The sequence below is a fragment of the Streptomyces canus genome (genome assembly GCF_041435015.1).
GTDB lineage: Bacteria > Actinomycetota > Actinomycetes > Streptomycetales > Streptomycetaceae > Streptomyces > Streptomyces canus_G.
This window is the reverse complement of record NZ_CP107989.1, coordinates 5,988,052-6,004,277: the sequence shown is the minus strand read 5'-3', so window position 1 is coordinate 6,004,277 and position 16,226 is coordinate 5,988,052. Positions and strand designations below refer to the sequence as shown.

Below are 16,226 nucleotides of genomic sequence, written 5' to 3'. Positions count from 1 at the left end.
AGCGACGGGGCCGTTGGAATCCAGGTGGGTTCCGACGGCCCCGTCGGTTCACGTGCTGTGCGCGGTTCCCCGCGCCCCTGAAGGGCGTTACCTCATCCGCCTTCCAGGCATGAAGGTGAACACAGCCGCCCCCAGCAGCACCGCCGTTCCCGCCACCAGGCCCAGTGCCTTCAGGGCCGCGTGGTCGTCCGCGCCCGTGGCCGCCAGTCCGCCGCTCGTCGACGTACCGGACGAAGAACCGCCGGAGGACGACGAACCGCCCGACGCCCCGCCCTCCTGCTCCTTCGTGGTCAGGGTCAGGGAGACCTCTGTCTTGTCCGGCTTGCAGGTCGTGGTCGTGCCCAGCGCCTCGATCGTCAGGACACCCGGCGACAGCGTCGACTCACCCGTCGCACCCGGCTTGTACGTGCCCGTCATGTCCGGGATCTCTATCGGGTCGCCCGACTTGATGGCCTCGGCGTTGGTGGGGCCCTCGACATGGACCGAGCCCTTGTCGTCGCCGCCCAGAACCACGTCCATGGAGGGCTTGACCGAGTCCGCGGGGATGTCGGCGGGGCTGTCCATCGGGGAGTTCTTGAACTGCACGGTGAGGCCGTAACTGCCGCCGCTCTTCTTGGCGTTGATCTGGATCGTGGAGGTGGCCTTCTTCTCGCCGAGGGGCGACTGGCAGGTGTAGGGGATGTCGACCGCCTTGCCGGTGAAGTCGGTCTGGCCGTCGTCCGACGCGGTGGAGGTCGGACTCGCGGTGTCCGTCGGGGTCGCGCTGTCGGTCGGCGTGGCACTGTCGGTCGGGTCGGGGGACGGGGACTGCGTCCCGGTCGGCGTGGGCGTCGACGTCCCGTCACCCGCCGCCACGGTGACCGTCGCCCCCTTCGGCACCGTCTCCATCGGCGTGCACACCGTGTTCGTCCCCATCGCGTTCACCGTGTACGGGCCCGGCGTCAGGGTGAGTTCACCGGCCGCCGTCAACTTCAGCGTGCCCTTCATGTCGGACAGCACCATGTCGCCGCCCTTGGGGATCGCGGGGTTCTCACGCGGCCCGGTCATCGCGATGTCGGCGGTCTGCGCGCCCGCGGCCTTCAACGTGCCGGTCGGCTGGACGGAGTTGGCGGGCAGGTCGATGATGTTCGGGTTCTTCGACGCGGCCTGCGTGAACTTCCACACCACGTCGATCTCGTCGCCGACCTTCGCGGTGGCCGGCGCGGTGATCTCGACCTTGGTGGTGCCGTTGACGGGGTCGAGTCCGCAGCACGCACCGGGTCGCGAACGACACCTCAGCGGCCTGGGCGGGACCGGCGGCCAGGCCGAGCACCACGCCCGCCCCGGCCAGCACCAGCGCCGCGGCCGCCGCGCCCACTCTTCTCGGCCCGTCGGCCGGGGTGGCTCTCCTTCGCATGCTCACGGGGATCCCTCTCTGGTGGGAGTCGTCGGACTCGTCGGGCTGTCGTCGTGCGGTGCGGAGAGCCGGCCACCGGCCGCGCCCGGATCCGCGTCCGGGGTGAACCACGGCAGGGTGGACGTCGGGGTGGCCGCGTGCGCGGCCGTGGAGGGCTTGAAGCCCGGCAGGCGCAGGGCGAGTTCGGGCAGCCGCAGTCCGCGGTGCCGGATGCCTCCGGCGGGCCGTGGCCGCACCCGGTCCACCACGGCCATGCCGATGCGGAACAGCGCTGCGGGCACCACCAGGCAGACCAGGATCCAGAACAGGGTCACGCCCCAGGGCCGGCCCACGTCCCAGGGCTGCTCGGCCAGCACCTTGCCGCCGTACTTCAGCGACACCGTGTACGCGCCGTGCGCGCCGCCCGTCAGTTCGACGGGCAGTTCGAGCCGCGCCTTCCTGCCCGGCTGGATCGTGCCGCGCCACTGCTGTTCCTCCCACTGCGGGGCGAACACGCCGTGTGCGGTGCCGACCTGGAAGACGGGGTTCTTGACGGCGGAGGTGCCGACGTTGCCGACGGTGAAGACGAGGGTGCGGGCGGGGGGCGCCCCGAACCAGGTCAGCAGTCCGCCCGAGCCGTCGAGCCGGGTGTCGGTGAGGACGGACAGCCGCCCGCCGTCCGTCTCGGCGGGCAGCGGCTCCACGGCGTGTCCGGCCACCTGGAAGATCGCGTCGGCCTCGGCCTTCGCTCCGGTCACCGTGGCCACGTGCACCACGCAGGGACAGGGCACCGGCGGCTCGGCGACGGGCAGCTTCCTGCTGAAGCGCCCTTTCGCGTCCGTGGTGACGGCCCGGCCGTCCGCGTTGGCACAGGAGTTGGTGCCTCCGGGCACCCCGCGCGACGGCACGGCCTGCCCGCAGATCAGGATCATCAGCAGCGCCCGCTCACGCCATCCGCCGCCGCTCACGGTGATCGAACTTCCGGTCCCGGCCTGGGACTTGGACAGCTCCACGCTCGGCTTGTCGGCGGCGGCCGCCGTCCCCGCCAGGGGCGCCAGCAACAGCGCGAGCACTGCCACCAGCACCGCCCACCGCACCCTGCCGCTCGGGCTCACGTCGTCACTCCCGTCAACTCGGACTCCGTACACGGGGATTCGGGCCCGGATGCGGCCGTACGACGCCCTCGTCGCCGTACGCGAGATCCACCGCCCCCCGCCACCACGCCGTGGGGCGTGCCGGGCCACCCGTCGGCTACGCGAGCCGGCGGGATCGGCGGAGGCAGGACACGGGCGGTGGACGGCATGGGCGGCTCCAGCTGTCGTACGAAGGCGGTCCGGGCCGCCTCAGCGGCGCACGCGGGCCGCCTGGTTGCGCCGGGTCAGCCACAGCGCGCCGGCCGCGCCCGCGAGCAGTACCGTGCCGCCGAGTGTGCCGAGGGCGATCGCCGAGTCCTCGGGACCGGTCTGCGGGAGGGCGGAACCGCTGCCGGACGCGTTGCTGTCGCTCTGGGTGCCGCCGGAGGAGCCCGAGGCGGCGGTGACGTCCAGGGTCAGCGAGGCGCCGGGGCTGTTGGTCGGCGTGCAGGTGGTCGTCGTCCCGAGCGCCTTGATGGTGAGCACGCCCGCCGTGAAGGTGACCTTGCCGGACTTCTTCGGGGTGTACGTCCCGGTCAGGTCATTGATCTTGATGGGGGTGTTGGCGGGGACGGTCGCCTGGTTGGCGGGGCCCGTCATGCTCAGGGTCCCGCTGTCGGCGCCGCCCAGCTTGATGGTGGCGCTCGGGTTCATCGCGCCCTTGCCGAGATCGACGGGGCTGGACGAGACGCCCTTCTGCCAGGACATGGTGAGCTTGTAGCCGCTGCCGCTCTTGACGCCCTTGATGTCGATGGGTGAGACGGCGCTCTTGTCACCGATCGGTGTCTTGCACTGGTAGTTGACGTTCACGACCTCGGCAAGGGCAGCGGGGGCGGCCATCAGCACCGCCGAGCCGGCCAGAGCCGCGACGGACGCGAGCGCGGCGGTTCGTTTCGGGTACGACACGGTTCCGCTCCCCTTACTCGTTCCTGACGGCACATCAGATCGGCCGTCAAGGTACGCCGGGGCACCAGAGGAAGGAAGAGAAAGTAAGTGTCGGAACTGTGGGGACGCCACGGGGAGAGCGCCGGGACGGTGCTAGGCGGGTGCGCCGAGCTCCGCCCACACGGTCTTGCCGGCCACCCCGGGGGCCCGTACGACTCCCCAGTCCAGGCAGAGCCGCTGCACGATGAACATGCCGTGCCCGCCCGGCCGTCCGGCCCGGTGCGGAGTCCGCGGCGCCGGCTGCCCGGTGCCCTTGTCCGAGACCTCGAGGCGGATCACCTTGTTGTCACAGGAGATCCGCAACTGATCCGGGCCCTCCGCATGCAGACACGCGTTCGTCACCAGCTCGGAGACGACGAGCAGCACGTCCTCCGCCACGGCCCGCCGGTCGGCGGACGCCGCCGGCAGCCACCCCCACGCGTACAACGCCTGCCGGGTGAAGTCGCGCGCGAGCGGGACGACCCCGCTCTCCCCCTCGAAGCTCAGCCGCCGGACCTGCGGTCCCGTCGGCACCTCGGCTTCGCCGCCAGGCTCCACGCTGGGCTCCGGGTCACGGTCGCCCGGCGAGTAGGGCCGGGTGGTGCTCATCAGCGCTTCACCTCACCGATTCACCGGTTCACGATTCAAAACGTCACTGCATGGTCGCTCACCGAACAGTCAGTACGGATGTCTCCTGCCCGAGCGGACCGGTAGAACACCCCTCCATTGGGGACGTATGTCCGGCACGAGGGGTGTGACACCCGTTGGAGACCGGCCGGAGGAGACGAGCGGGGCGCGAGCCAGGGCACCGGGACCACCACTCGTCTCGCCGCCTCAGCCGCCGGATTCCTCGGCCAGGGCCTCGTCCAGGGTGTCGTGCACGGTGAAGACCGCATCGGCCCCCGTGATCTCGAAGACCCGTGCCACGACCGGCAGCATGCCCGCAAGGTGCACGCCACCTCCCGCCGCCTCAGCTTTCAGCCGCGCCCCGAGCAGCACGTTCAGTCCGGTGGAGTCACAGAACTCCAGCCGTGTGCAGTCGACGACAAGCCGGCTCTTCCCCTTGGCGAGGCAGTCCTCGAGTGGCTCACGCAACAAATCGGCCGTGTGGTGATCCAACTCACCTGCTGGAGTCACGACGGCGCTGGAGCCCTCTTGCCGCACCTCAACCAGAAGCCGGCCAGACTGTGCGCTGCCGACCGTCCCGCGGTCCATGCCGTCTCTCTCTCCCGACATCGTGGCTGCTGATGACGCCCTCGAACACTACGCCTTCTCCACACCCTCCGACACCCGAACAATCACCCACAAACGGACATAACCACACAGAACACACTTGCGGTCGTGTCGGGAAACCGGGTAGGGCTAGTACAGACACGTACTCGACACGGCCGGCTTTGGAGGCGCCGCACACCGCAGTGCACGAACTGGCTTCGGCAGCCTTATGCCGAGAACGATGGAGGACATCATGTCACCCCGGCTCGACGCCTCGCATACCCATCAGGCGACGTCGACATCCCCCCCGGAACATCTGAATCCCATCGAGCAGGACAGCGAAGACGATGTGCTCGCCGGGCTCCCGGAGATCCCACCCTTCGAAGAGGTGGGGGCCGTGGACGCGCGCGCCCTCTCCAAGACCCTCTTCGCGCGGCTGGAGTCGCTGGAGGAGGGCACGCACGAGTATTCGTACGTCCGCAACACGCTCGTCGAACTGAACCTCGCCCTGGTCAAGTTCGCCGCCTCCCGCTTCCGCTCCCGCAGTGAGCCGATGGAGGACATCATCCAGGTCGGCACCATTGGCCTGATCAAGGCGATCGATCGCTTCGAACTCAGCCGCGGTGTGGAGTTCCCCACCTTCGCGATGCCAACCATCGTGGGCGAGATCAAGCGGTTCTTCCGGGACACGTCCTGGTCGGTGCGGGTGCCGCGCCGCCTCCAGGAGCTCCGGCTCGACCTGGCCAAGGCCGGCGACGAACTGGCCCAGAAGCTCGACCGCGCCCCGACGGTGGGCGAGCTCGCCGAGCGTCTGGGACTGTCGAAGGACGAGGTCGTCGAGGGCATGGCCGCGTCCAACGCGTACACCGCCTCCTCGCTGGACGCCCAGCCCGAGGAGGACGACTCCGAGGGTGCGCTGGCCGACCGGATCGGTTACGAGGACCACGGTCTGGAGGGCATCGAGTACGTCGAGTCCCTGAAGCCGCTGATCGCCGAGCTGCCCTCCCGGGACCGCCAGATCCTCTCGCTGCGCTTCGTCGCGGGCATGACCCAGTCCGAGATCGGCGACGAGCTCGGCATCTCGCAGATGCATGTCTCGCGGCTGCTGTCGCGGACTCTGGTACGGCTGCGCAAGGGGCTGACCGTCGAGGAGTGACGCGTCGGCACTACTGACCTGCGCGTGTGCCCGGTGTCCGGTCGGACACCGGGCACCGTGCGTTCGGGGTGGCTCGTGGTTACTCGGAGAAACCCTTTCCCCAACGGTTCACTTCCCTCACTATGGTCCCTCACAGACTGGCCGGTACGTCAGGAGGAGGGTGCGCATGACTCGCCCCGACGGGGCGTCCGACGCCCGGCTCACGGAGCTGCTGCGCGCCGACACGGTCACGGCGTACGCGGCCCTGCTGGAGCTCCGCGCCCGCCACCAGCCCTCGGTCCTGGCCTACGCCGGCCTCTGCACGGCCGGTGAGAGCGCCGCGCGGCAGCTGGCCGCGCAGACCTTCACCCTCGCCGCCCGGGAGACGGCCCGCGGGGTCGACCCCGGCGTCCCCTGGCGCCACCGGCTCCTGCTGCTGACGGCCCGGTCGGCGGCGGCGTGGGCCGGGGACCAGCGGGCGGCGGGCCTGGACCCGAGCGTCCTGCTGCTCCTGAACACGGCGGGGCCCGGCGGCCCGGTGCCGCCCATGCTCACCGCCTTCGAGTCCCTGCCGGCCCGCACCCAGGGCCTCGTCTGGTACGGCCTGGTGGAGGCCGAGCCGGAAGCCCGCACCGCCGGCCACCTGGGCCTGACCCGCGAGGACGTGGTCTACGGCACGGAGGGGGCCCTGCAGTCCCTGGCCCGGACATGTCTGAGACTGCGCCTCGCCGCCTCGGACGACTCCCGCTGCGCGGACTTCCGCCGCCTCATCGAGGAGTCGGTACGTCCGGACAGTCCCCGCACCAGCACCGATCTGCACGCCCACATGGTCCGCTGCCCGCACTGCGCGGCGGCCCACGAGGAACTGTGCGCGTTGCGGGATACTCCGCGGTCGGCCCTGGCGGAGGGACTGCTGCCGTGGGGCGGGACGGCGTACGTGGGGCGGAGCACGGCCGAGCCGGAGGCGCGACCGCGGACGGGGTCCCGCACGCCGTCCGGCACCTGGCCACGCCCGCGCCGGCTCGTCCTGGCCTCGGCGGCGCTCGGGGTGGCTCTCGCGCCGCTGTTGCTGTTCCTGGTGTCACGGGGAGGTGGCTCTCCGGCGGGCGCTTCGGCCTCCGCCTCGGCTTCAGCGGGCGGGGCGCTACCCGGCCCGCCGCAGGTGACGGTGACGACGACGGTCTCGCCCTCGCCCTCCTCGACCAGCAGGCCGCCGTCCCCCTCCGCTTCCCCTTCCGCGACAAGGACTTCGGCACCGCCCCGGAGGACGAGCCCGCCTCCGTTCCGCCCGCCGGGCGCCTCCTACGCCCAGGTGGTCAACGTCTCCACGGCCCGCTGCCTGGACGTCGCCGGCGACTTCGGCAACGGCACGGACGTCGTCACCGCCCCCTGCTCCTCGGACCGCTCCCAGCGCTGGCGCGTCGACTCCGACCGGGGCGTCCTCCAGTCCGCCGCCGACCCCGACTTCTGCCTCGACAGCCGCGGTGACGTCGACAAGGGCCTCGGCATCTGGTCCTGCGACTCGGTCGAGGGCGACAACAGCGACAACCTCCGCTTCACGGTCGACCCCGACGGGGTGATCCGCCCGGCGATCGCCATCGCGACCGGGATGACACCCGGGGGCGGGGACGGTGTCTCGCTGGAGCCGCTGACCGGGGGTGCGGAGCAGCGGTGGCGGGCGGGTTCGACGTGATCGTCGCGGCCGGCGCGTGCGGCCGGCTCAGGCCACGCGTGTGCCGCGCCGCCACACCCCGCTGACCAGCGGCACCCCCGGCCGGTACGCCAGGTGTACGTGGCTCGGCGCGTCCAGGAGGATCAGGTCGGCCTGGGCGCCCGGGGTGAGACGGCCGATGTCCTCGCGGCGCAGAGCGGCCGCTCCGCCCGCCGTGGCCGACCAGACGGCCTCGTCCGGGGTCATCCGCATGTCGCGTACCGCGAGGGCGATGCAGAAGGGCACCGAGGAGGTGAAGGAGGAGCCCGGATTGCAGTCCGTGGACAGGGCGACGGTGACGCCCGCGTCCAGGAGGCGCCGGGCGTTGGGCCACTCGGCGCGCGTGGAGAACTCCGCGCCGGGGAGGAGCGTGGCGACCGTACGGCTGTTCGCCAGGGCGTCCACGTCCTCGGCGGTGAGGTGGGTGCAGTGGTCGGCGCTGGCCGCGTCCAGCTCGACGGCCAGCTGTACGCCGGGGCCGTAGGAGAGCTGGTTGGCGTGGATGCGGGGGTGCAGGCCCTTCGCCCTGCCCGCCGTGAGGATCGCGCGGGCCTGGTCTCCGTCGAAGGCGCCCTTCTCGCAGAAGACGTCGATCCAGCGGGCGTACGGGGCGCAGGCGTCGAGCATCTCGCCGGTGACGAGCGAGACGTAGCCCGCCGGGTCGTCCGCGTAGTCCGGCGACACGATGTGGGCACCGAGATAGGTGACCTCGTCGGTGTGGGCGGCGGCGATGCGCAGGGCCCTCGCCTCGTCCTCGACCGTCAGGCCGTAACCGGACTTGGTCTCGAAGGTCGTCGTGCCCTGGCGCAGGGCCTCGGCCAGGTAGCGGGTGAGGCCCGCCTCCAGTTCGGCGTCCGTGGCCGCGCGGGTCGCGGCGACCGTCGTCCGGATGCCGCCCGCGCTGTAGGCCCGCCCTGACATGCGGGCGTTGAACTCCTGGGTGCGGTCGCCCGCGAAGACGAGGTGGCTGTGGGAGTCGACGAAGCCGGGCAGGACCGCCCGCCCGCCCGCGTCGACCCGGTTGTCAGTGGCGGGTGCTTTGCTTTGATCACCGGTCCACACGACGCGGTCGCCCTCGATGACGACGGCCGCGTCCTGGATCAGTCCGAGGGGAGATCCTCCCCCACTCTCGAATTTGCTCGAGCGGGGGGACCCCCATCCGAGAGAGGGGTCATTGGTGACCAGGGCGGCGATGTTGGTGATGAGCGTGCTTGCGCTGCTCGCGGAGTGGGCGGGACTGACGGTCGTCGCGTTGCTCATGGCGTCCTCGGTGGCCTGGTCGGCAGTGGGGGCGGGGTCGGGGGCCGGCCGTGGGGGCGGGCGGCCCGGGGTCATCCGTGCAGCGCCGCGACGGCGTCCGCGAGGGCTTTCGGCACATCCGGCACGAGCGCGTGGACCCCGTCCCGTACGACGTGCCGACCTCCCACGACCGTGTGCGACACGTCTGCTGCCGACGCGGCGAATACGGCCGTCTCGGCCCCGAGCCGCGGAAGCGGCCCTGCCGTCCTGACCGAGTCGAGGGCGATGGTGGTGAAGTCGGCGAGCGCGCCGGGCTCCAGGGTGCCGGCGCCGTCCCAACCGAGGGCCGCGTGGCCGTCGGCCGAGGCCGCCCGCAGGAGGGCCGCCGCCGTCCAGTGACCTCGCCTGCGGGTGCGCAGGCGCTCGTTGAGCTCCATCGCGCGGGCCTCTTCGAGCAGGTCGATGACGGCGTGGCTGTCGGAGCCGAGGGAGAGCGGTGAGCCCCTGCGCTGCAGGGCGACCGCGGGTCCGATGCCGTCGGCCAGGTCCCGTTCCGTCGTCGGGCACATGCAGGTGCCGGTGCCGCTGTCGCCGATCAGGGCGATGTCCGCGTCGGTGAGGTGGGTGTTGTGGACGCCGGTGGTGCGTGGCCCGAGGACACCGTGCTCGGCCAGCAGTTCGGTGGGCGTGCACCCGTGGGCCTCGCGGCACGCGTCGTTCTCGGCGGTCTGCTCGGACAGGTGCACATGGAGCGGGGCCCGGCGTTCCTCGGCCCAGCGGGCCACGGTCGCCAACTGGCCGGCGGGCACGGCCCGTACGGAGTGGACCGCCGCACCGATCCTCGCGTGATCCCGGTCCTTGAGAACTGAACAGCGTTCGGCCCAGGCGTCCGCGCTGCCGTCGGAGAAGCGGAGCTGGTGGGGGGTGGGCGGCTGTCCGAAGCCGGAGGAGAGATAGGCGGTGTCGAGGAGGGTGATACGGATACCGGCTTCGGCCGCGGCCTCGATCAGGGCCTCGCCCATGGCGTTGGGGTCGGTGTAGGGGGAGCCGCCCGGGGCGTGGTGCAGGTAGTGGAACTCACCGACCGCCGTCACGCCCGCCAGCGCCATCTCCGCGTACACGGCTCGGGCGAGCGCGTGGTACGTCTGCGGGGTCAGCCTGTCGGCGACCGAGTACATGACCTCGCGCCAGGTCCAGAAGGTTCCGGAGCCGACCTGGACGGTGCCGCGCAGGGCCCGGTGGAAGGCGTGCGAGTGGGTGTTCGCCAGGCCCGGGAGCGTCAGTCCGCGCAGGATCTCGGCGCCGGGGGGCGGGGTGTCGGTGTCCGTACGGACGGCGGCGACGCGGCCGCCCTCCACGTCCAAGGCCACGCCGGGCTCGACGTGGGTGTCGAGCCAGGCGTGCTCCAGCCAGTAGGTCTTCGGTGTCACCTGCAGGCCAGCCCTTCCAGTACGTCGGCGAGCGCGAGGACCCCGGCCACGCAGTCGTCCTCGGTGGCGGATTCCGCCGGGGAGTGCGAGACGCCCGTGGGATTGCGCACGAACAGCATGGCGGTCGGGATGCTCCCGGAGAGGATCCCGGCGTCGTGTCCGGCGCCGGTACCCAGGACGGGCACCTTGAGATCGGTGCCGGTGCCCAGGATGCGGGCGAGTTCGTCGCGCAGGGCGTGGTCGAACTCGACGACGGGGGTGAAGGACTCCCGGACGACGTCGAGGGCGATGCCGTGCGCCTGCGCGTACTCCCTGGCGGCCTTCTCGATCCCGCCGACCACCTGGTCGAGGCTCTCCTGGTCGGCGGCGCGGGAGTCGAGCCAGCCGCGCACCAGGGAGGGGATGGCGTTGACGCCGTTCGGCTCGACGGCGATCTTGCCGAAGGTGGCGACGGCACCGGCGAGTTCGGCCTCCCGGCGGGCGGCGAGCACGGTCTCGGCGTACGACAGCATGGGGTCGCGCCGGTCCACGAGGCGGGTGGTGCCGGCGTGGTTGGCCTCGCCCCGGAAGTCGAACCGCCAGCGGCCGTGCGGCCAGATGGCGCTGGCGATGCCGACCCGGTCGCCGGAGAGGTCGAGCGACCGTCCCTGCTCGACGTGCAGCTCGACGAAGGCGCCGATACCGGCGAGCCGCCGCGGGTCGGCTCCGATGCCGTCGGGGTCGTGTCCGGCGGCTTCCATGGCCCGCGGGAGCGTGACCCCCTCCCCGTCGGTCAGCCGGTGCGCCTGCTCGACGGTGAGCTGCCCGGCGGTGAGCCGGGACCCGACACAGGCGAGCCCGAACCGGGCGCCCTCCTCGTCCCCGAAGTTGACGATGGCGAGGGGCTTGGTGAACTCGGCCTGCCGCGCCCGCAGTTCATCGAGCGCGGCGAAGGAGGACACAACTCCGAGGGGCCCGTCGAAGGCGCCCCCGTCGGGCACGGAGTCGAGGTGCGACCCGGTGACGACGGCGTCCCCCTGGGCGGGGTCCCCCAGCCAGGCCCACTGGTTGCCGTTCCGGTCGACCTCGTAGGCCAGTCCGCGGGCTTCGGCCTGCTCCTTGAACCAGGCCCGGCACTCGGTGTCGGCCCCGGTCCAGGCGAAGCGCCGGTAGCCGTGGGAGTCGGGGTGCCGGCCGATGGGGAGCAGCTCGCGCCACATCTCCTGGAAGGAGGCGGTGCTGTGGCTCTGGACCGGTCCGGACGTGCCGTGGCTCTGGACCGGTCCGGACGTGCCGTGGCTCTGGACCGTTGCGGAGGTGCCGCGCTCCGTCACGCCCCATCACCTTCACGCATCGGCACCCGCACACCCCGCTCGTCGGCGACGGACTCGGCGATGTCGTAGCCCGCGTCCACGTGCCGGATGACACCCATGCCCGGGTCGTTCGTCAGCACCCGCCGGACCTTCTCCCCGCCCAGCTTCGTGCCGTCGGCCACCGTGACCTGCCCGGCGTGGATGGACCGCCCCATCCCCACGCCACCGCCGTGGTGAAGGGAGACCCAGGACGCGCCCGACGCCACGTTGACCATCGCGTTCAGCAGCGGCCAGTCGGCGATCGCGTCGGATCCGTCGAGCATGGCCTCGGTCTCGCGGTACGGGGAGGCGACGGACCCGGCGTCCAGGTGGTCCCGTCCGATCGCCAGCGGTGCCGCCAGCTCTCCGCTCGCCACCATGTCGTTGAACCGGTCCCCGGCCTTGTCCCGCTCGCCGTAGCCGAGCCAGCAGATACGCGCGGGCAGGCCCTGGAAGTGGACCCGCTCTCCCGCCATCTTGATCCAGCGGGCCAGGGACTCGTTCTCGGGGAACAGTTCCAGGATCGCCTTGTCGGTCTTGGCGATGTCGGAGGCCTCACCGGACAGCGCGGCCCAGCGGAAGGGGCCCTTGCCCTCGCAGAACAGCGGCCGGATGTAGGCGGGGACGAACCCGGGGAAGGCGAACGCCCGGTCGTACCCGGCGAGTTGGGCCTCGCCCCGGATCGAGTTGCCGTAGTCGAAGACCTCGGCGCCGGCGTCCATGAAGCCGACCATGGCCTCGACGTGCCGGGCCATCGACTCACGGGCCCGGGTCGTGAAGCCGGCCGGGTCCTTGGCGGCCGCGTCGGCCATGTCCTCGAAGTCCACGCCCACCGGCAGATACGCCAGCGGGTCGTGCGCGGAGGTCTGGTCGGTGACGATGTCGATGGGCGCGCTCTCGGCGAGCATGCGCGGCAGCAACTCGGCCGCGTTGCCCAGCAGACCGATGGAGAGCGGGCGGCGGGCGTCCCGGGCCTCGACCGCGAGGTGGAGGGCGTGCTCCAGGCTGTCGGCCCTGACGTCGAGGTACCGGTGCTCGATACGGCGCTCGATCGCGCGCGGGTCGACGTCGATACAGATCGCGACACCGTCGTTCATGGTGACGGCGAGCGGCTGGGCGCCGCCCATGCCGCCGAGGCCGGCGGTGAGGGTGATCGTGCCCGCGAGGGTGCCGCCGAACTTCTTCGCGGCGACGGCGGCGAAGGTCTCGTAGGTGCCCTGGAGGATGCCCTGGGTGCCGATGTAGATCCAGGAACCGGCGGTCATCTGCCCGTACATGGTCAGACCGAGGGCCTCCAGGCGCCGGAACTCCTCCCAGTTGGCCCAGTCGCCGACGAGGTTGGAGTTGGCGATCAGGACGCGGGGAGCCCATTCGTGGGTCTGCATGACGCCGACGGGCCGGCCGGACTGGACCAGCATGGTCTCGTCCTGCTTGAGGGTGCGCAGCGTGCGGACCATGGCGTCGAAGGAGCGCCAGTCGCGGGCGGCCTTGCCGGTGCCGCCGTAGACGACGAGCTTGTCGGGGTGTTCGGCGACCTCGGGGTCGAGGTTGTTCTGGAGCATCCTCAGGGCGGCTTCCTGCTGCCATCCCAGGGCGCTCAGTTCCGTACCGCGCGGCGCTCGGACGGGGCGGGGTCCTGACATGGTCTGCCTCCTGGGCTCTGCTGCCGGATTGTTGCTGTCGATATTCACATCCTGGCTTTCTGAATAGAACTAGTCAATACGTTCTGGCGTCAGCATCGACAGGGCAGGGATGTTTCGTTCGGACATCCGAACGCGGCGCAACGGCAGGGACGACGAGGAGGAGTCGTGGTGGACGAGTACGGCAACAGCGGCGAGGGACGGGCCACCCGCCGGGACGAGGCGGTGCGCGCAGCCGTGGAACAGGGCCTGCTGGGGCCGGACTCCCCCATCGTCGGACTTCTCGACGTCACCGGGATCCGGGAGTCGGCGGCGGAGCTCCGCGCGGCCTTCGCCGAGGTCACCGCGCCGGGCACCCCGGTGCTGCACGCGTTCGCGGTGAAGGCGACCCCGCTGGTGCCGGTGCTGCGGCTGCTGCGCGAGGAGGGCATCGGCGCGGAGGTGGCGAGCCCGGGCGAACTCGCGCTGGCTCGGGCGGCGGGGCTGTCACCGGCCCAGACCGTCCTGGACTCGCCCGCCAAGACGCCGGCCGAGCTCAGGGAGGCGCTGGCACTGGGGATCGCCGTCAACGCGGACAACCCGCAGGAGCTGGACCGCATCGACGGCCTCGTACGGTCGGCGGTCAGCCGCTCCCCGCTCGGGATCCGGGTCAACCCGCAGGTCGGCGGCGGCTCCATCGGGGCGACCTCCACGGCCACGGCGACCTCGAAGTTCGGGGTGGCGCTGCGGGACGAGGGGGCGCGCGAGTGGGTCATGCGCGCCTACCTCGACCGGCCCTGGCTGAGCCGGCTGCACGCGCACACCGGCTCGCAGGGCATCCCGCTCCCTCTGATGGCCCAGGGAGTCGCGGAGACGTACGCCCTCGCCGAGGAGATCAACCGGCGCATCGGGCGGCCGCAGATCGACACGATCGACATCGGCGGCGGGCTGCCGGTGAACTTCGCCTCGGACGTGACGGCACCGACGTACGCGGAGTACGCGCGGGCGCTCAGGGAGGCGGCACCGGGGCTGTTCGACGGGCGGTACGGGCTGGTCACCGAGTTCGGGCGGTCGCTGCTGGCCAAGCACGGCACGATCGTGGCGCGGGTGGAGTACGCCAAGAGCGCGGGCGGGCGGGCGGTCGCGGTGACGCACGCGGGCGTGCAGGTGGCGACGCGGACGGTGTACGTGCCGGGGTCGTGGCCGCTCAGGATCACCGCGTACGACGGCAAGGGACGGCCCAAGAGCGGACCCGAGGTGGTGCAGGACGTCGCCGGTCCCGCCTGTTTTGCGGGCGACCTGCTGGCCGAGGGGCGCGCACTGCCGCTGCTCGACCAGGGGGACTACGCGGCGGCGCTGGACACGGGCGCGTACTACTTCGCGCACCACTACGCGTACAACTCGCTGGCCCGGCCGGGCATTTACGGCTTCGTCCCCGCCCATGCGGGAGGCGTTCGCTTCGCGACCGTGCGCGATCCGCAGACGCTCTCTTCGATCGTGGCCGAATCCGGAGGGGCGCACGCCGGTGCGCTCACCACCCTCCACGCACCCGGGAGCCGTTGACACGCAGCGGCGGATCGACTGATCAATGGGCCTGCAAACAAGGCAAGTTGACCCACTCTAGCCACCCGGAGCATGTTCCACCGGAAAATGCCAGATCCCTCACCCGTCGCGCACACGTTGCGTAGTTTCGGCGTCACTCAGCCGAACCCCAGGCGGGAGGGGAGCCACGGTGCAGGGAATCGACGAGTGCCTGCTGGAAGCCATGCGGCTGCCGGGAGCGCGGGGGGCCGCGCTGGTCGACTGGACGAGCGGGCTGGCCCTGGGCGCCGTGGGGGAAGCCCCCGGCGGCGACCAGGAGGCGGCCGCCGCGGAGGCCGCCGAGCTCGCCCGGCTCGCCGCCGAGCAGCGCGCCTTCGCCTCCGAGAGCTCCCGGACCGCTGAGGCGGGGGCGCCCGGGGACGAGCCGGACCCGCCGGTCGAAGATCTCATCCTCAGCAACCGGGACAGCTACCACGTCCTGCGATTCGTGCCGACGTCCTTCGACAGCAGCGTGTTCCTGCATCTGTGGCTGGCCCGCGCGGAGGGCAATCTCGCGCTGGCCCGGATCCGGCTCGGTGAGATGGCCGGACGGCTGGAGCTCGGATGACGACGGTCCGCACCACCACGCCCGCCACCCCGCCGCCCCGGCTGCCGGTGCGCGACAAGGCGGCCGCCCTGGGCCGCGGCTGGGGCGGTGTCTCGCCGATGCTGACCCGGCTGGCCGCCGAGCGCGCCACCGGCATCCTGGTGCGCGAGCGCGGCACCCTGCACCTCGCCGACGGCAAGGTAGTGCACGCCGAGAGCCCGGATGCCCCCGGCGCCGACGTCCTCCTCGCCGCCCACGGCACACTGGACGCCGACGTCTGGCGGCAGGCCCTGGCCGAGAGCGTCGCGAGCACGGGGAGCGCCGGTACCGGGGCCCGCCGACTCACCGGCGCCGAGGCCGTGCACCGGGCGGGCCGCCGGCTGGTCGCGGGCGGGCTGCTCACCGCGGGCGCCCTGGAGATGTGCCGGCTGACCGCGCTGTACGACGCGGCGTACTTCGCCCTCGCCCCGAGCAGCACCCCGGGCCGCTTCCGCTACGGCACCGAGGACGGAGAGGACGGACCGGACGAGCCCGCCGTCGAGCCCCGGGAACCCGACGACACCCCCGGCGGCCCGCGCCCGGTCCCGGTCGCCGACCTGGAGCGCGAGACCCTGCGCCGCCGCGACCTGCTGCACCACATCTGGCCGGACGCCCTGCCGGACGAGGTCCCGCTGGCCCGGGAGCACCGCCCCGCGCCCCCGCTGCTCCCGGCCCGGCGGCAGGCGGTGCTGGCCTGCGTGAACGGCATCCGCACAGCGTCGGAGATCGCGCGCGAGCTGGGCCGCCCGGCCTTCCACACCCTGGTGGACGTACGGCGGCTGGTGGCGGCCGGAGTGGTCGCACCCCGCCCGCCCGTGTCCCTCACCGAGCCTTTGCCCGGGCCGCCGGGCGCCGTTCCCCCCGTCGACTCCGTCGATCCCCACATCACCTTGCTGAAGAGGCTCAGGGATGCGCTGGAGGCCCTTTGAGCGGCAGCGGATCCGCGCCGA

At 72.2% G+C, this 16,226-nt stretch carries 13 protein-coding genes and 1 pseudogene; 5 read left to right on the top strand and 9 right to left on the bottom strand.

Annotated features, from left to right (window positions below):
• Positions 1-87: 87 nt before the first annotated feature.
• The 5 genes and pseudogenes from OG841_RS27525 to OG841_RS27505 form a co-directional block, all read right to left on the bottom strand.
• Positions 88-1,333 (bottom strand): annotated as a pseudogene (locus OG841_RS27525) (hypothetical protein).
• A 65-nt stretch (positions 1,334-1,398) separates the two neighbouring features.
• Positions 1,399-2,490: a hypothetical protein gene (locus OG841_RS27520; protein WP_328639049.1), complete on the bottom strand. Its 1,092-nt coding sequence runs from the start codon at positions 2,488-2,490 to the stop codon at positions 1,399-1,401.
• Positions 2,491-2,718: 228 nt separating this feature from the next.
• The gene (locus OG841_RS27515) at positions 2,719-3,414 is read right to left on the bottom strand and encodes an LPXTG cell wall anchor domain-containing protein (protein ID WP_328639050.1); all 696 of its coding nucleotides are present in this window, start codon (positions 3,412-3,414) and stop codon (positions 2,719-2,721) included.
• Positions 3,415-3,546: 132 nt separating this feature from the next.
• Positions 3,547-4,041 (bottom strand): ATP-binding protein, encoded by a 495-nt coding sequence (locus OG841_RS27510; protein WP_328639051.1) that lies wholly within the window; start codon positions 4,039-4,041, stop codon positions 3,547-3,549.
• 225 nt (positions 4,042-4,266) lie between these two features.
• Positions 4,267-4,647: an STAS domain-containing protein gene (locus tag OG841_RS27505; RefSeq protein ID WP_069764043.1), complete on the bottom strand. Its 381-nt coding sequence runs from the start codon at positions 4,645-4,647 to the stop codon at positions 4,267-4,269.
• Between the two features lie 238 nt (positions 4,648-4,885).
• Here OG841_RS27505 and OG841_RS27500 point away from each other — a divergent pair, with 238 nt between their 5' ends.
• Entirely contained in the window at positions 4,886-5,800 is a 915-nt protein-coding gene (locus tag OG841_RS27500) for an RNA polymerase sigma factor SigF (protein WP_328639052.1), read from the top strand.
• A gap of 166 nt (positions 5,801-5,966) precedes the next feature.
• Entirely contained in the window at positions 5,967-7,472 is a 1,506-nt protein-coding gene (locus OG841_RS27495) for an RICIN domain-containing protein (protein WP_365118606.1), read from the top strand.
• A gap of 27 nt (positions 7,473-7,499) precedes the next feature.
• On the opposite strand, the gene hutI is transcribed toward OG841_RS27495, so the two are convergent.
• The 4 genes from hutI to hutU all read right to left on the bottom strand — a co-directional run bounded on the left by hutI (position 7,500) and on the right by hutU (position 13,133).
• Positions 7,500-8,825 (bottom strand): imidazolonepropionase, encoded by a 1,326-nt coding sequence (hutI, locus tag OG841_RS27490; protein WP_328639054.1) that lies wholly within the window; start codon positions 8,823-8,825, stop codon positions 7,500-7,502.
• On the bottom strand, positions 8,822-10,159 hold the full coding sequence (locus OG841_RS27485) for a formimidoylglutamate deiminase (protein WP_328639055.1): 1,338 nt from the start codon (positions 10,157-10,159) through the stop codon (positions 8,822-8,824). Before OG841_RS27485 ends, hutI begins: the two co-directional genes overlap by 4 nt.
• A complete protein-coding gene (locus OG841_RS27480) occupies positions 10,156-11,358 on the bottom strand; it encodes an allantoate amidohydrolase (RefSeq protein WP_328643559.1) in 1,203 nt (400 codons plus the stop codon). The genes OG841_RS27485 and OG841_RS27480 overlap by 4 nt, the downstream gene beginning before the upstream one ends.
• A 110-nt stretch (positions 11,359-11,468) precedes the next feature.
• Positions 11,469-13,133 (bottom strand): urocanate hydratase, encoded by a 1,665-nt coding sequence (gene hutU / locus OG841_RS27475; protein ID WP_328639056.1) that lies wholly within the window; start codon positions 13,131-13,133, stop codon positions 11,469-11,471.
• A gap of 168 nt (positions 13,134-13,301) precedes the next feature.
• Here hutU and OG841_RS27470 point away from each other — a divergent pair, with 168 nt between their 5' ends.
• From OG841_RS27470 to OG841_RS27460, 3 genes are all read left to right on the top strand, one after another.
• Entirely contained in the window at positions 13,302-14,672 is a 1,371-nt protein-coding gene (locus tag OG841_RS27470; RefSeq protein WP_371570841.1) for a diaminopimelate decarboxylase, read from the top strand.
• A gap of 169 nt (positions 14,673-14,841) precedes the next feature.
• Positions 14,842-15,258 (top strand): hypothetical protein, encoded by a 417-nt coding sequence (locus tag OG841_RS27465; RefSeq protein ID WP_328639057.1) that lies wholly within the window; start codon positions 14,842-14,844, stop codon positions 15,256-15,258.
• Complete coding sequence (locus OG841_RS27460; RefSeq protein ID WP_371567000.1) at positions 15,255-16,205, top strand: hypothetical protein; 951 nt, start codon at positions 15,255-15,257, stop codon at positions 16,203-16,205. The genes OG841_RS27465 and OG841_RS27460 overlap by 4 nt, the downstream gene beginning before the upstream one ends.
• Positions 16,206-16,226 lie beyond the last annotated feature (21 nt).

What these genes read in the sequence shown, in the direction of transcription:
- OG841_RS27510 (WP_328639051.1), bottom strand. Translation starts at nt 4,041, where the DNA reads ATGAGCACCACCCGGCCCTACTCGCCGGGCGACCGTGACCCGGAGCCC.
- OG841_RS27505 (WP_069764043.1), bottom strand. Translation starts at nt 4,647, where the DNA reads ATGGACCGCGGGACGGTCGGCAGCGCACAGTCTGGCCGGCTTCTGGTT.
- OG841_RS27500 (WP_328639052.1), top strand. Translation starts at nt 4,886, where the DNA reads ATGGAGGACATCATGTCACCCCGGCTCGACGCCTCGCATACCCATCAG.
- OG841_RS27495 (WP_365118606.1), top strand. Translation starts at nt 5,967, where the DNA reads ATGACTCGCCCCGACGGGGCGTCCGACGCCCGGCTCACGGAGCTGCTG.
- hutI (WP_328639054.1), bottom strand. Translation starts at nt 8,825, where the DNA reads ATGACCCCGGGCCGCCCGCCCCCACGGCCGGCCCCCGACCCCGCCCCC.
- OG841_RS27480 (WP_328643559.1), bottom strand. Translation starts at nt 11,358, where the DNA reads ATGTGGCGCGAGCTGCTCCCCATCGGCCGGCACCCCGACTCCCACGGC.
- hutU (WP_328639056.1), bottom strand. Translation starts at nt 13,133, where the DNA reads ATGTCAGGACCCCGCCCCGTCCGAGCGCCGCGCGGTACGGAACTGAGC.
- OG841_RS27460 (WP_371567000.1), top strand. Translation starts at nt 15,255, where the DNA reads ATGACGACGGTCCGCACCACCACGCCCGCCACCCCGCCGCCCCGGCTG.